At 49.4% G+C, this 16348-nt stretch carries 13 protein-coding genes; all 13 read right to left on the reverse strand.

The features are described 5' to 3' along the window. Positions 1-25 precede the first annotated feature (25 nt). The 13 genes from QNO02_RS16920 to QNO02_RS16980 all read right to left on the reverse strand — a co-directional run bounded on the left by QNO02_RS16920 (position 26) and on the right by QNO02_RS16980 (position 16279). On the reverse strand, positions 26-376 hold the full coding sequence (locus tag QNO02_RS16920; RefSeq protein ID WP_289389420.1) for a hypothetical protein: 351 nt from the start codon (positions 374-376) through the stop codon (positions 26-28). Positions 377-461: 85 nt separating this feature from the next. After that, positions 462-1649: an MFS transporter gene (locus QNO02_RS16925; protein ID WP_133385113.1), complete on the reverse strand. Its 1188-nt coding sequence runs from the start codon at positions 1647-1649 to the stop codon at positions 462-464. An 82-nt stretch (positions 1650-1731) separates the two neighbouring features. Then, positions 1732-2949, reverse strand: coding sequence for a M24 family metallopeptidase (locus tag QNO02_RS16930; RefSeq protein ID WP_289389421.1), 1218 nt, complete (start codon positions 2947-2949; stop codon positions 1732-1734). After that, entirely contained in the window at positions 2942-3787 is an 846-nt protein-coding gene (locus QNO02_RS16935) for an ABC transporter permease (RefSeq protein ID WP_289389422.1), read from the reverse strand. The genes QNO02_RS16930 and QNO02_RS16935 overlap by 8 nt, the downstream gene beginning before the upstream one ends. Further along, positions 3780-4697 (reverse strand): ABC transporter permease, encoded by a 918-nt coding sequence (locus QNO02_RS16940; RefSeq protein WP_289389423.1) that lies wholly within the window; start codon positions 4695-4697, stop codon positions 3780-3782. Before QNO02_RS16940 ends, QNO02_RS16935 begins: the two co-directional genes overlap by 8 nt. Further along, positions 4694-5824 (reverse strand): ABC transporter ATP-binding protein, encoded by a 1131-nt coding sequence (locus QNO02_RS16945; protein ID WP_289389425.1) that lies wholly within the window; start codon positions 5822-5824, stop codon positions 4694-4696. Before QNO02_RS16945 ends, QNO02_RS16940 begins: the two co-directional genes overlap by 4 nt. 72 nt (positions 5825-5896) lie before the next feature. Then, positions 5897-7033, reverse strand: a complete 1137-nt coding sequence (locus QNO02_RS16950) for an ABC transporter substrate-binding protein (RefSeq protein WP_289389426.1) — start codon at positions 7031-7033, stop codon at positions 5897-5899. A 68-nt stretch (positions 7034-7101) separates the two neighbouring features. Then, positions 7102-9075: a hydantoinase B/oxoprolinase family protein gene (locus QNO02_RS16955; RefSeq protein ID WP_289389427.1), complete on the reverse strand. Its 1974-nt coding sequence runs from the start codon at positions 9073-9075 to the stop codon at positions 7102-7104. Continuing rightward, positions 9072-11120, reverse strand: a complete 2049-nt coding sequence (locus QNO02_RS16960) for a hydantoinase/oxoprolinase family protein (RefSeq protein WP_289389428.1) — start codon at positions 11118-11120, stop codon at positions 9072-9074. The genes QNO02_RS16955 and QNO02_RS16960 overlap by 4 nt, the downstream gene beginning before the upstream one ends. A 41-nt stretch (positions 11121-11161) precedes the next feature. Then, entirely contained in the window at positions 11162-11890 is a 729-nt protein-coding gene (locus QNO02_RS16965; RefSeq protein ID WP_245838229.1) for an FCD domain-containing protein, read from the reverse strand. A 250-nt stretch (positions 11891-12140) separates the two neighbouring features. Further along, entirely contained in the window at positions 12141-12803 is a 663-nt protein-coding gene (locus QNO02_RS16970; protein ID WP_289389429.1) for a class II aldolase/adducin family protein, read from the reverse strand. Positions 12804-12873: 70 nt separating this feature from the next. Further along, entirely contained in the window at positions 12874-14364 is a 1491-nt protein-coding gene (locus QNO02_RS16975) for a rhamnulokinase (protein ID WP_289389431.1), read from the reverse strand. Between the two features lie 124 nt (positions 14365-14488). Next, entirely contained in the window at positions 14489-16279 is a 1791-nt protein-coding gene (locus QNO02_RS16980; protein WP_289389432.1) for an L-fucose isomerase, read from the reverse strand. Positions 16280-16348: the final 69 nt, after the last annotated feature.

Below are 16348 nucleotides of genomic sequence, written 5' to 3' on the forward strand. Positions count from 1 at the left end.
TTTCAATGTATAATCAACCTAGAGCTTATTGATGTCCAGCGCTGGCACGGCTCATGGTTTCAAGTTTACGTGTGATCGCATGACGGTCTACTTTTAATCCCCAGATCATTTCAATAATCTGCTCTTTCTCCTCAGGACTGTCGGCATGCTTCAGTTGCATTAACAGATCATGCATTTGTTCATTAATGCCTTCAAATTGAACCCATAAATCCTGTCTTACCTCTTTGGAATCCAGATGATGATTCGCATCGACTTCTTCCTTCAATGCTTGCAGAATAGCATCTTTCCATTCGTCATCACCTAGCTGTTTCGCAATGTTCAGGAGATCCAGATAATCGTCAACAAGAAGTGAGTTCAATTCAGCATGTGTTTTCATCGTTTATTGCATCCCCTTTTCGTCTATTTACCAAGTATTATACTCGGTATTTCAGGATATGCAATAGCTGTCGGAAAAAGTTGATTTATGTAGCCTGTCCCTTCAACCTGTGAACAAGCAAATTACACAAGACAAAACCGATCAAAACATACACACCGATCATCCCCACAATGCCTATCCATCCCAGATGGCTGTAAAGCAGTCCACCTCCTGTTCCACTTACGCTTGAACCAAGATAGTAGAAAAATAAATACAACGCATTGGCTTGGGATTTGTGCTGATTGGCCACGAGTCCAACCCAACTGCTTGTGATGGAATGACCGCCAAAGAATCCAAAGGCAAACAGGGCGAGTCCGATAATTTTGACCCAAAGTGCTGGATGAACGGTACAGACTGCACCAGCCAGAATAATTCCCAGCGCGATTCCAAGCACATGTGACCTGCCGTACCGATCTGCCAGCCTGCCCATCCAGGTGCTGCTTACCGTGCCCATCAGATATACCACAAAAAGACTTCCAACGATAGACTGGCTAAGATGATAGGGTTCACCCGTTAATTCAAAACCGATATAGTTGAACAGGGTCACGAATCCCCCCATCAGGAGAAAACCGAGTCCATACAGGCATAACAGCCTTGGATTGCGACATTGTGACCACAAAAAAGGTATTGGATTTTTGAATCCGGGTGCAGCTTTGACAAAATGACGGGATGGCGGGATGACAAGCCAAAAAATAACGGCTGCACACAGTCCAAGAATACCAATGAAACCCACTGCAGCGCGCCAACTGAACCAGTCTGTCACCACACCGCTGATGAAACGGCCGGCCATGCCACCTATCGAATTGCCACTGATATATAGGCCCATGGCATAACCAAGACTTCTAGGTTCAATTTCTTCTGACAGATATGTCATGGCTATCGCTGGCAACCCCGCGAGTGCCACCCCCTGAAGAATACGAAGCAGAAGAAGCTCCGTATATCCCAAGCTGAATGCGCTCAGTAAAGCAATAACAGAAGATATCACCAGTGCCGCTGTCATAATAAAGCGTCGGCCCACAGAATCAGACAAGGACCCGATGAACAGCATCGTCAGTGCCATGGCGATCGTTGTTACCGATAGCGTGAGACTGGCGTGTGCCGGCGTAATGGAGAATGCGTCGCTAATCTCAGGCATCAGGGGCTGGAGGCTGTAGAGCAAAGCAAAAGTGACAAAACCTCCGGCGAACAGTGCAAGGCTAATGTTACGAAACGTCTTAGTTCCCTGCTGAATCATGGATGTTCCAACTTTCTCAGTAAGAAAGCTTCTTGGATCGACTGTGGTCTGATCGCCGGTCAGTGAAGCCTTCCATTTATCGTTATTTAGTGAACAGTTTCCGCTCCATATGGGTCAGAAACTCATAACCATCTGGCGTTACAACAATTGTATCTTCGATTTGGAATCCACCAGCACCTAGCTCGTAATATGGTATCTCAACACATAACACCATACCGGGCTCCAGTATCCGCTGGTCACCCGGGGAGAGGGTTATATCGTCGTACAGTTCCAACCCGATGGCATGTCCGACATGCTGACGTCGGTAATGCGGAATCCCCTCACGCTGTACGCGAGACACTGCAGCATGGAATACTTCCGACGCCCTGACGCCAGGGCGCACCGTTTCAAGTGCCGTCTCCCATCCACTTTTGACCGCAGCAAAATGTTTTTTCATCCAAGCGGTAGGCTCCCCTGCAACAACCGTGCGGCCCGTATCTCCCCAGTAACCTTCCAGCTGTAGGCAAAGATCGAAACGGATCTGATCTCCGGTCTCAATCGTATGAAAATAATTTTCAATGAGTGGCAACGCACTGCGTGGCCCTGCCCCTACCGCTGTCATTGCTGGAGTTCCACCTGCTCGCATCACAGCCAGACGATAATGATCGGCAAGTTGCTTCTCATGAATACCTGCGGCAATCAGGTCAATTAGTTCCTGCTCAATCCGTTCATTTAATTGGGCAGCCTGACGAAGTTGCTCGATTTCAAAAGGTGTCTTGACCAGGCGGATTTCTCGGAACAACTTATATGCAGGAATTACCGGTCTGTCAGGAACCTCCTCCTTGATTCTCGTCAGAATATCGGGAGCGATCCGCATCTCATCGATTCCAATCGGCTGATCTTCGATCTCAAGCTGTTTTAACGCTGCCTTGAGTGCTTCAACAGGACCTGGATGAATAACCGTCGTTTGCAGGAGAGAATAAAAGAGATCAATGTCGTCAGTGGAAGGTTTGCCTTCAATTGAACCTTCCACGAAGAAATCACTGTAGGCAAATATATCTACCCCCGTAATACCGAACTGGGCCACAACGCCCAACCGATTCGTTGGAATGATGATACACGGCTTAGCAGATCTGTCGGCAGGCAGAACCGCATAAATCTGCATGGTCCAGTTGCTTGCACGCAGCTGGGACCCGATGACATAGTGAATGTTCTCCGGAGTAGTTGCGATCAGGGCGCTTAGCCCCTTAGTTTTCATCACTTCTTCCGCCCGGTCCCGGTTCAGACCTGAGCTATGGGATAGATGCTGTGAATTATTCATTTTGATCCAGACCTCCTTTTATTTTCCTGCGACCAAACAAACTTTCAAGTCCTGGTACAGAGCGCAGCACTAGTTTAATCGTCATAAACAGAGCCAGCGCAAACGCGATCAATACAACAGACACCACGGCTATCGTTGGGTCCTGCCATTTCTCCATATACAGGAATAGCTGTATTGGCAACGTGTAGCTTTCCTGACGGAGCAACAGCAGTGCAGCCTCAACCTGATCGAAAGTGAAGACAAAAGCGATTGAGCCTGACAGAAGCAGGGATAGTCGGAGCTGTGGCAGCGTAATTGTGAAAAAAATGTGCATCGGCCCTGCGCCAAGGTCCGCGGCAGCTTCCCGATGAGCCGGGTGCAGATTGGCTAACGCACTGCCCACAATAGTGAGCACAAATGGCAGCACAATGACCGCTTCACCCAAAATAAGTGCAAACAGTCCGCCTGCAATATGCATTTTCGAGAATAAAATCAGGTATGCGATACCCAGCGTAATTTTCGGCATAACCATCGGAGATACAAAAAATGCCCTTAAGATACCAGAGCCCGGGAAAGGGTATTGCAAGATTGCTAGCGCAGCAAGCGTACCTGTAATCAACGCCAGCAGAACCGCCCCTGTAGAAGCAATGAGGCTGTTCTTGAATGCATCGAGAAACTGGGTCTGCTCACTCAGATTGGCATACCACTTCAAGGTCAGACCTTCTGGCGGGAATTTGCTGGCTGAACCTGAGCCTACAGATGTCAACATAATCATCAGCAGTGGCAGCAGCAAATAAATCGCTACGGCACCCACAAAGATATAGAGCAACAGCTTGTTGCCCCTGTTCGATTTAACCATACGCCTGACCTCCCTTACGGGAACGACGGAACATCAACGTTTCTGCTCCTTTATTCACAAGCAACGAGACAACAATGGAAGACACAAGTAAAAACAGGCTGGCAACCGCAGCCATCGGCCAGTTGGTATCCAAGGTTCGCTGATATATAAACACCGGAAGTGTCATGACTCTTCCGCCACCGATCAGTTGAGGTGTGGTGAATGCGGTGAGGCATAACGTGAACACAATCTGTACTCCGCTTGCAATACCTCTTGCCGATAAAGGCAGGGTAATGGTAAGGAACGTTCTCCAGCTGCCCGCCCCCAGATCCTGAGCAGCTGCCTTTAAGGAAGCGTCACTTTGGGACAGTACATTCAGGATCGGGAAGACCATAAATGGCAAGAAAATATGGACAAGGGCCACAACAACACCTGTCTCGTTGTATATCATGCTGAAGCCTTCATCGGTAAGCCCCAGACGGATGAACAACCAGTTCATGAAACCCTGTTTGGACAGCAACAGCTGCCATCCGTAAGAACGCACAACCGCACTGACCAGTAGCGGAAGAAACGTGAGCAGCAACAACAATTGCTTCATGCCAGGCTTCTTTAGACCGGCAATGCAATACGCCAGCGGATATGCAAGCAGAAGACTCCATAGCGTAACCTTGAAGGCAATGCGAAACGTTGTGCCAATCAACTTCCAATAATAAGGGTCGGACAGAAAAGCACGATAAGCTCCTAAATCCCAGCCCCGAATAAGCTTTCCATTCTCATACATATCAAAGCTATATCTGCCAAAGATCAGCAACCCGCCCAGATACACGATGCCCATCAGAGCAAGCGCAGGCAACAGAAGCAGTAACCGGGTTACCCACGTGCGGTTTCCAAAGGAATACAGATTCACGATCCGTTCCGCGATCCGGTTCATATTCTTGCCCCCTGTACACGGTCATCAATGGGTTCAGATAACAAGAGCGCGTCCTCTGGGTCAAAGCCAATTTGTATTGGCTCACCTGGACTATAACGTGAGACTCCCCGCTGATGCAGCACACTGGCCTGAACCAGAAAACCTTCAGCAATCTGCACACTGTATCGAATATTTGCTCCGCCATACACCGCTTCAATCACATGTCCATCCAGCTTGTTCAGGCAATGAGTTGCATCTTCTCCAAGTCGAATATACTCATTGCGGATCGATAAGGAATGTTGTGCTCCCGCTTTCGGTACGGCATTTCCATCACTGACTTTCACCAGCAATGGCTTGCCAAAGCATTCTACCCGAATTCCATTCACCTCATGTCCTAACACTTCCGTCTCAAAGAGATTGGTATCTCCAATAAACTTGGCCACGAAGCTATCGGCCGGTCTTTCATAGATTTCATCAGGGGTTGCGTATTGCAGCAGCTTTCCGGCGCGCATGACGCCAATTCGGTCAGACATATTCATTGCTTCGCTCTGATCATGCGTTACAAAGATAAACGTTCCGCCAAATTCACGCTGTATCCGTTTCAGTTCACGCTGCATATCTAGACGCAGCTGCATGTCCAATGCAGAGAGAGGTTCGTCAAGCAGCAGCACTTCAGGTCTGTTAATCAGTGCGCGAGCAATGGCGACGCGTTGGGCCTGCCCCCCGGACAGCTCAGATACCGCACGCCTGCCATAGTCTCCGAGCTGGACCAGATCAAGCATTTCACCTACCTGCCGTTGGATATCGGCTTTTGGTAACTTCCTCACCTTTAGTCCATAGGCAATGTTGTTGAATACATCCATATGAGGGAACAACGCAAGCTGCTGAAAAATCATGTTGCTGTTGCGTCCATAGGCCGGGATGCCGGTAACATCCCGGCCTCCCAGCATAATGGTGCCCTGATCCGGCTGCTCAAGTCCGCCAAGCATGCGCAGCAGTGTGGTTTTGCCACAGCCACTCGGACCAAGTAAGGAAACGAATTCACCCTTTTTCACTTGGAGTGTTACTTGATCAACGGCGGCTCGCTTACCATAAGTCTTCGTGACTTCCCTTGTTTCAATGGATATGGTCTCTTGTCCGCTGCTCATCTCTGATTCCCTCCCATCCATTCCAGGTTCATAACAGAACCCGGAATCGTTGTGTGCCTGGCAACAATCCTTTTATTGAAGCTTTGTTTTCACGAGTCGATCCCATAGTTCTTTCCAGGAAGAACTGTTCTGTGCAAGCACATCCCAGTCTGGATTAATGCCGTTACTTTGCGTTTCGACGGAGAATGAAGGATCATCCTTGTACTTGTCCGGAACTGCAGCTGTCGTACTGGTTACTGGTGTACCCGTTGCTTCTGCGTATTGTGACAGCGCCTCTGCGCTCAACAATTCGTTAATAATTTCGTTTGCAACACGTGTCTGCTCTGGTGTTGAGCCTTTCACTACCTGAAGTGTGTACGGGAAGGAGATGGCACCTTCACTCGGATATGCTACGGCCAGTGGAGAACCGCCATCAATCCATGTCTGTGCAACCTGTGCACTGAATGGGGCAATGAGAGCATCACCTGACTCCAGAAGTGCCTTCAGCTGATCATTGGATGAAACCAATGTGCCAATCTGGTCACTACGATCTGCCCAGAACTGGAAGGCTGGCTCGGGATTTTCATAGGATGCACCAATCTCTTGACCTTTGGTAGCAATAAGTGGGGAGATATAGGAATAGAACATGTAGTCCCAGAGCGCAGTTTTTCCTTTGAACTCCTCGTTTTCCCATAGATCGTTCCAGCTGGTAGGCGGCGTTTTCACCAGGTCTTTGTTATACACCAGGGCGAAGCTCGAAACGCCCCAGACCACACCTTTATTGTCTGGCTTGTGGAAGGACTCCGGGATATCCTTGATATTGGTCACAATACTTGTATCCAGCGGCTCCCACATGTCATCATTCAATCCTTTTGCCGTCGCATCTGCATTGAAGTAACCGAAGTTAACCACCGGATTGTTGGCATCAGCCTGCTTGCCTGCGACCATTTTTGGGTACATTACCGAATTGGAGGATTCCTCAAAGGTGACTTCAACGTTGGGATGTTCTTTCACATACTCGGCAACCACTTCTTTGGGTACAACATCCTGATTGGAGCCAGCCCAGATAAACATCGTCAGCTTAACTTTGTCTCCGCTTGCTCCTGAAGAGTCGCTCTCTCCGGCAGTATTACTTGAGCTGCCTGCTCCACCGCAGGCCGAAAGCACCAATGTACCGGCCAGTGTCAGAGAGGCGAGGCTGAGAAAGCGTTTTTTATTGGATTTGAACATACAAATTCCCCCATCCATGTAGTTGGTTTTACCGATATGACAGAACTAGATAGTCTCCATACACTTGATCAATGCAACCCTATTTGCTGGCGTAAACCTTCCATAATGTCGGATATCTCCCGTGGATCTACAGATAGGGAATCCTTATACTTCTCCTCTACAACGCCCATGGTCTGACGCTTCAGGTAGTCTCTTAGTGCAAGCGGAGCATTCAGCAAGGCCTGATTTAGCGTTACCTGCATCTCATCGCTCCATATGTCTTCAAATTGCTCCCGCGCTTTGCCATAGGCGAATTCCTCCTGCTGGCGTGATCGCTTGGCTCGCATTTGTTCGGTTTTTCTCTCGTTCAGCTCCAGGCCGTCAATCACAACACCGTATAACTCAAGAGCTTTCTCCTTGGATACTAGCCCTCTTCTTACATCATCCAGAACTAGGCGTGGGTCGCGTTCAAGTGGATCACCATATCCGCCTCCGCCTTGCGACAAGAACGTAACCGTTTCTCCAGGTTGAAGCAGCAGCTCATCAATTCTTCCCAGATGATGCTCACTTGCGCGCCCAGCATTAAGAATCGCTTCTCCATGTGAACCTACGCCGCCACCGAGCCTGCCCCAAGGCTGGAACTCCATACGCTCCATGTTTCTGGCCGTCATCACCGTATCCGGTGTTAGAATTCTGACACATAAATCAATTCCGCTTCCGCCACGGAAGGTTCCTGCACCTGCCGAGTCGGCACGAAGACCATAATGTTCGATCAACACAGGCATCTCGGATTCTACCGTTTCCACAGGAATATTCCGAAGATGACCGACCGCAAAATCCATGCCATCAATGCCGTCTTTCATCGGCCTAGCTCCCGAACCTCCGCAGATCGGCTGAATCACGCCAACCTTTTTCTTGCCATCGGATGCATCTGTCATCGCCATCATGACGATGCAGGCTTGTCCAGCTCCTGCCGCGGGAACCATACTGCCCTGAGCTTTTCCCAAAGCACCCGTGATGACGTCCATAAGCCGGATAAAGGTCGCAGCACGTGCCCCAACTGCTGCCATCGGCTCCGGGTTAAGTACGGAAGCAGGCGGCGCGTAATTTCGCACCATGCGAATCATGCCCGAATTCCAAGGAATGGTCGGATCGAGCGTACGGAAATAACGAATAAGTGCGGGCACCAGCATGTAATGCCCCTGTTGGTTGTGGGTGGGAATGTTGAATGAAGCCCTGACCTGAGGATCGGTGCCGCTAAAGTCCAGATGAATGTCACTGCCTGCAATCGTCATTTTGCAGCGCAGCCGGATTGGATATCCCCCTGGCCCTTTCTCCAGATAGTCCCAGAAGTCATAGGAACCGTCCGGGATATCCTGCACGATAGCACGTGCCTTCAGCTCGGCGTATTCCAGCAATTGTTCGATGCCCTGCTGAATTTTTTCCACACCATAACGTGCAATGAGTTCCTCAAGCCGCTGCTCTCCCCGATTCAATGCAGCCATAAGCGCTTTGAGATCACCGAGATTTTGCTCCGGAATTCGGCTGTTGTCCAGAAACATGCGCAGGATCTGCTCGTTCAGAACACCAGCTTCATACAGCTTGACTGGTGCGATTCGAATGCCTTCCATATGAATATCGTAGGCGCTAGGAGATACGCTCCCCGGTACCTTGCCGCCCACATCGGATGAATGAACAAAGCACATGCCGTAAGCGATGATTCGCCCTTCGTGAAAATAAGGCTTGATGAGATGAATGTCTGGAAGGTGTGTGACCATGCCTTTAGTGGAATAAGGATCATTACATATGACGAGATCCCCTTCTTTCCAGTCTTCTATGCTGTTAATGGTCGCAGCAGCTGGAATGCCTAGGGACAGATTGTACCCCGTCTCCAGCGGTGACCCGAACGTTTCCCCGGAAGGAGATAAGAGGTAGGTTCCAAAATCGCCTGTTTCTTTGACAAAAGCGGTGAAGCCTGTGCGCAGAACAACATTCGCCATTTCTTCCACGGCAGCTTGAATTCGGTTGTTAAAAATCTCAAGAAAGACCTTGTCGCCGATCATGCTTCCACCTCCCCAATCACGTTCCCGTGGACATCCCGGTATACCTTATATCCAGGCGGGATAAAAATCGTTGTATCATATTCCTCCACAATAATCGGGCCGGGGATGGGAGCATCCACCGATGGAATCTGTCCCCTTTTCAGTACCTTGGCTGTCTGCTGTACATGGTCAAAGGTAATGATCCGTTCTTCCGCTGCACTCTCGTCGAATGGCAAATCTACCGGATCTACCGTGTTACGGGTAGGCAAAACACCAACAATGGTCGCTCTGAGACTTACAAACATGACCTCTGCCTCTGGCTGACTAATGCCAAACACGTTTTGGTAAGACGTATGGAATTTAATCCCTGCCTTCTTGGGATCTTCAATTTCTTCCAATGTCAGCGTGACCTCGAGATCAAAGGCCTGTCCCTCATATCGCATATCCGCACTGTATAGGCAATAAATATTGTCCAGCTTGACACCACCACGGGCTTCCTCATCGACCCAGCTACGTCCCTGGTTTTCCAATTCAGTGAAAAGAGATCTTAATTCACCAGACTCCAGAGTCTGGGTACTTTTGTGTAACGTATGAACGAAATCATTGCGAAGATTGGCAACCGTGCAGCCCATGGCACACAATGTTCCCGGAGATGGCGGGATCAGTACTCTGCCGATACCTACCTCGCGTGCCATCAGAAAAGCATGCATCGGACCAGCTCCACCATATGCGAGCAACGTAAAATCGCGGGGATCAACACCCTTGCGAGCCATGAGGGGAGAAAACTGGGCGTACATATTGGCAGTTGCCACATCAAGAATGGCTTGTGCAGTTTGTTCGGCATTCAGTCCAAGCTTCTCTCCCAGGTTGGAAAGAGTACGCTCTGCAAGTTCGGGATACAGACGCATTTGTCCGCCAAGGAAACGGTCAGCATGCAGGATACCGAGCTGTAGATAGGCATCTGTAGTTGTCGGCTCTTCTCCCCCGCGCTGATAACAGGCCGGACCGGGGTTGGCTCCCGCGCTGCGTGGTCCAACCTTGAGCACGCCTACGGAATCGAGCCAGGCAATTGAACCACCACCTGCTCCTATAGCCGTTACATCAACAGCAGGAATGATGACAGGAAAATCTCCAACCTTGTTCTCAGATGAATAGGCTGGTTCTTTGTCAATGAGGGCAACGTCAACACTTGTCCCGCCCATGTCAAATGTGATGACCTGATGAATGCCCGCTCGTTCAGCGATATGGGTCGCGGCGATTACACCGGAAGCAGGCCCGGACAGAAGCGTACGTACCGGCTCATTAGCCGCTCTGGCAGCCGTCATAATTCCACCGTTGGACATGGTCGACAGCAAGTTGGCTTTGAGGCCGTATGCCTGAATCCCTTCTTGCAGACGCAGGAAGTAAGACCCCATCCGTTCACCTACATAAGCGTTCATGGCCGTTGCGAGTGTTCGTTCGAACTCTCGCTGTTGTGGCCAGATGGCGCTGCTTCGGCAGATGAACAGTTGCGGATAACGCTCCCTGATCAGATCTTCCGCAAGCTGTTCATGAGCAGGATTCACATAAGCATGTAAAAAGCTAATCGCCAAAGCAGTAACGCCATCCTCCACCAGCTCATCCACCGCTTGCAGCAGTTGTTCCTGATTTAGTGGCTGGAGTATGCCCCCACTCGCAATGACCCGTTCATCAACTTCCTTGACACGATGTCTCGGTACTAATGCATCTGTCTTGTCACCGTACAGATTGGTTGTATCCTCAAGTCGCAATCGCCGGATTTCAAGAATATCGCGGAATCCTTTAGTGACCAGCAGACCTGTAACTGCACCATTTCGTTCAATTAACGTGTTAACGCCAAGTGTTGTTCCATGCACAAATAGATCAATCTCACGAATGTTCACACCATTCGCCTTGAGTTGATCAAGTGCGTTAAAAATCGCCTGTTCCGGAGCTGTTGCAATCGATGGCGTCTTGAGCGCCGCAATCACGCTGCCCTGATGGTCCATCACCAGCGCATCTGTGAAAGTACCTCCGATATCTATGCCTAAACGGTAGATTGTATCCACAAGCTCAACTCCTTTATCACAGGGTCTCATTCTAAGGATTGTTATTGATTTTGCATGGCGAAATAACGTTTGACATCATCGATCATTTGGTTGATATGATTCACCATTGCCGCTTCAGCCTGCTCCGGAGAGCCTGCTACTATAGCATCCAGAATCTGCTGATGATCCACAACTAATTCACTTCCTACTCTCCGGCGAATATACGCGGTTTCCAGAAAATCGCGGCTTGTCTCCCATACCAGTTCAACCGCGTGCAGAAGAATTTGGTTTTGCGCAGCATAAGCCAGCAATCTGTGAAACTCCCGGTCCTCCTCGTATGGTATAATATTCTTGGAAAGCAATTCATGCTGGTTGGCAATAGATGCTTGCAACAGTACTATGTATTCTTTCGAGGCACGTTGTGCTGCCAGGGAAGCGATCTCCCGCTCAAGCGCCCTTCTGGCAACGAGAACATCTAGCAGAGCCTTTTCCCCGGAATGGTTCAGCATCTGAATTAACTGTGAATTCACGCTTTGTTGCTGTAAATCTTTTTCCAACGTCTTCATTCGATCCAGACCCTGTTCGGTCAAAGTCCTTCCCTTGCGACCTTCCAGAACTGTAAAACCTTCAACATCCATCTCCATAAGTCTTCTTCCGATGGTTGCCTGACTCAGACCATACGTTTTGCCCAAAGTATGAACCAACGTACTGGCCCCGATGGGAGCATTAGCGTCTCGAAGCTGCTTTAGCAGTTCGTATTCCAACTCCATTTCGTTTAGCTCAGGACCCACTGATTTCACCCCTCTTAGATACTTAATTGTTTTTTAATCTTCTTCGTAGTTGTTACTCACTGATGATTAACGTTAGTATACCTTGCAGGCATCACAATTTCAACAATTCTCATCAAATTAGTACGAATTATTTCCACAGCTATACTCTGCGCTTTTTCAAATCAAAATTAAAATTAAAAAAGAGCATTTCACATCCTTTATTCCAGCGTTTAACTGAAGGATGCAATCTGCCCTTAATATAGCAATCTTTTCAGGACTTGAGTTGTTGCAGCAACTGCACACGATAGGCTTCACTTTCAAGGGATTGGATCTCCTTATATTCTTCAGCAGTTAACACTTTGGGTTCCCCCGCTGCCTTGGCGATCATATATACCTTCGCGCTTTCTTCCACCACCTGAGTGCGGTAATAGGCTTCGCGGAGGTTTTTACCGGTCGTAACCAATCCGTGATTGACGAGAATGAGTGCCGTATGTTCTTCTACCTTTGCTGAGACTGCATCGGCAAGTTGTTTCGTTGTTGGCAGAACATATGGAACAAATCCGATATCACCTACCAAAGCGGACTGATCAGGGAACAAGTGAGGCAATTCATCGAAAACGAGACTAAGTGCGATCGTATATGCCGGATGCGTATGCACAATGGCTTGGATATCAGGATTCACACGATAACTATACAGATGCATTAATACTTCGGAAGATGGACGTGTTGATCCTGCGCTAGTTTCCCCTGTCTCGATATCAATAGCGATCCACTCGTCCGGTTCCAGGTCTTCAAGTGCATAACCACTTGGAGACAACAACATCGTTCCCCCAGAACGAGCGCTCAGATTCCCACCGGGTCCTACCACCAACCCTTGGGCAACTGCTCTGCGGGCATATTTCGTCAACTCTTCCCTTATTTGCTGTTCAGACATGTTGCGCACCACTCCTCATACTTTTCTTTTTAGCATTTTGCGTTAATGCTCATTGCATTAAATCGGTTCATTACCTTTTGATTTGATTCAGACTTTGGTAGTTTTCATAAGCTTCTTGCCACAGCTCTGTATCCTCAGGTTCATAGGTCTCGGGGGAAAAGGAAGCGGCCATGACCTCCCGTACCTCGGCCAAACTACGCACTTCTCCATGCGCAAGGAATTGCAGCATGCAATTTCCCGCTGAAGTCGCCTCTGCCGGCCCTGCCACCACCGGTACACCGGCTGCATTGGCTGTAAACTGGCACAATAGTCGATTGTGCACACCGCCACCAACCATATGAATGACACGAGGTCTTGTACCTGTAATCAACTGCAGTTCATCCAGCGTTTGTCTGAATTCCAGTGCAAGACTTTCCAGAATGCAGCGTACAATCGCTCCAGTCGTTTTGGGTACAGTCTGTCCGGTGAGACTGCATTGTTGCCGTATTCGTTCAGCCATATTTCCTGGCGCCAAATACACGCCATCTCCCGGCGATACATAACTTTGATGCGGCGTTGCCAAGGTAGCCAATTGAATCAGTTCTTCATGTGTAAAAAGTTGATTCTCCCGCTCCAACTGTCGTTTGCATTCCTGTAGCAGCCACAGGCCTGAACGATTTTTCAGGGTACGTACTTTGCCATTCACGGTCCCTTCATTGGTGAATCCTAATGCACGACTTCGGTCATCCAATACAGGCGTATCACGCTCCACCCCCATAAGAGACCAGGTTCCACAGCTGATAAAAGCGAAATCCGAATCCATCGCAGGAATCGCTGCCAAGGCAGATGCCGTATCATGTGATCCCACAGAGACTACCTGCATCGGTCCAGTCCGTAACTCCGCGCACAACTCATTCGTTAAATTGCCCAGCACGGTACCGGGCTGAACGAGTTTTGGAAATAATGTTTCCGGTATACCGAGACGCCCGATCAGATGTTCATTCCAACGCGCCTCGCCTGCATGCAACAGCCCACTCGTACTTGCAATCGTATACTCACAAGCCTGCTGACCAGATAGATAATAGTGAAATAAATCCGGCATAAATAACATGCGCACATCCGGACGCAAACCTTCGGCCTGCTCTCGTACACTGCCTAACAGTTGGAATACCGTATTGATTTGTTGCGGCAGAACGCCGGACATGGCATACAGTTCTTCCTCTTTCACCATGTGCAGAACTTCTTCCATCCACTGCGCATTACGTGCTTCCCGATAGTGACGCGGATTCGAGCATAATCTTCCCGCCCCATCCACCAGTCCATAGTCCACTCCCCACGTATCCACAGCTATAGAACGGACCGATGGAGAGATGCCTTGCGTCCCTTTCACAATTCCTTGTTTTAATTCATGAAAAAGTCGCAAGAAATCCCAATACAATCCGTCCCTCAGCTGCACAGGTTCGTTGTTAAATCGATGCACTTCTTGTAACGAGAGTTTGCTTCCATCAAAAGAACCCCGGACAACGCGTCCACTACCAGCGCCATAGTCGGCAGCAAGCACATGTGTTGCTTGATTGCCCATTCTTTCAAGCCTCCTTAACTCTACGCGATAAGCCGTATTCGAGTTCTGAACACAGCTTTCAAGAGAACGCCATGTTACCTCATTTCACAAGGAACATGGCGTTTGACAGGAATGGAACTTTATTTTAACGATACAACGGACCAAACACACTGCAAGCACGGTAGTCTGCACTCTCCGGCTCACTTGTGCCGAACAATCCCCATGCACGGGGACGGAAAATCTCCGTTTCAGGTACATTATGCATATTTACCGGAATGCGAAGCATGGAAGCAAGTGTAATCAGATCAGCACCGATGTGTCCATACGAGATGGAGCCATGGTTGGCGCCCCATTGATTCATGACCTCGTATACTGAAGTAAACGCTCCCGATCCGGTTAGAACAGGAGCAAACCAGGTGGATGGCCAGGTTGGGTCTGTCCGCTGATCCAGCGTATCATGCACATCTTCAGGCAGATCGACCGTGTAACCCTGAGCGATTTGCAGCACGGGTCCCAGTCCTTTGACCAGATTCAGACGTGTCATCGTTACAGGCATACCGCCTTTGGTCAGGAAATCCGCTGAATAGCCGCCACCGCGGAAATACTCTACGGATGCCGGTCTCCACGATGTTGCTTTCAGGCAGTCCTGAACTTCCTCATCTGTAATTTCCCAGAATGGCTTGAGGACAGGCTTCCCGTCTCTGGACTGTTGTCCTGTGCCATCCAAAGCTGCGGAACCGGAGTTAATCAGATGCAGAATGCCATCCTTCGCGTTTCCTTCCAACTGGTGCCCCGTCACACGCTGTACTGAATCCGGGCTCCAATACGTACGCACATCAGCGAAGATCTGTGCCGTATGTGTAAGCAGCGAACCGAACAACATCGATACCCCGTTCAGGCTGTCATTCTCCGTTGCAACCAGATAAGGCGCACGTTTGCCATTCCAGTCAAAGGAAGAATTTAATATCGACTCCAGAAAATCTCCGTTCGGAGAATGATCCGTCCACTGCCGTTGTCCCTGGAAGCCGGATACAATTGCGTGGTGACCCATCGATTCCTCTGTAAAACCAAGCTCTGCCAATCTTGGATTGCCAGCCATCAAGTCACGCACGATTTGGGTCATTTTCACAACCGTTTCCCATTCGTACTCTTTGCGTTTACGATCTGTTTGCAGATGGGCAGCGTTGTTGTCCGGACCTTCGCTACAATTCTCCTTCACCCAGGCCAGTGCGAGCTTATACTCCTCAGGATCGTAGATTTCTTCTTCGATCCGGCGAGTGAGTTCGCTCATATCCACGTATTCATTGCGCATGCCCAGATACTCCTGGAAAAATGAATCGTTCACAATCGAGCCTGCGATCCCCATGGATACCGATCCAATGGACAGATACGCTTGCCCTTTCAAGGTAGCGACAGCAAGCCCCGCACGGCTGAACCGGAGCAATTTCTCACGCACATCATCGGGAATGGTTGTATCCCCGCCGTCTTGAACATCCTCTCCATAGATTCCAAAGGCAGGAATCCCCTTCTGTGCATGGGCAGAGAGAACTGCCGCCAGATATACAGCACCCGGACGTTCAGTTCCGTTAAAACCCCAGATGGCTGTAGGAATGGATGGTGACATGTCCATCGTTTCCGTACCATAACACCAGCACGGTGTCACGGTGATCGTTACGCCCACGTTGGAACGGCTAAACAGTTCTGATGCTGCGGCCGCTTCGGCCACTCCGCCAATACAGGTCTCGGCCACAACGCACTCTACTGCGGAGCCGTCAGGATAACGTAGTTCGGCTGCAAGCAGTTCCGCAACAGACGTCGCCATCCGCATCGTTTGTTCTTCCAGTGACTCCCGAACACCCTTGCGTCTTCCATCAATCGTGGGACGAATACCAATCTTGGGGAAAGCCTGCTTATAACGATAATCCTGATGTGTCATACTGGAATGTCCTCCTTCAATTCGTTTCATAGAGTTTGGGTTGAATTGAGAAACCTTCTGTCTGATCCA

This window comes from Paenibacillus sp. PK1-4R, assembly GCF_030369595.1.
Classification (GTDB): Bacteria; Bacillota; Bacilli; order Paenibacillales; family Paenibacillaceae; genus Paenibacillus.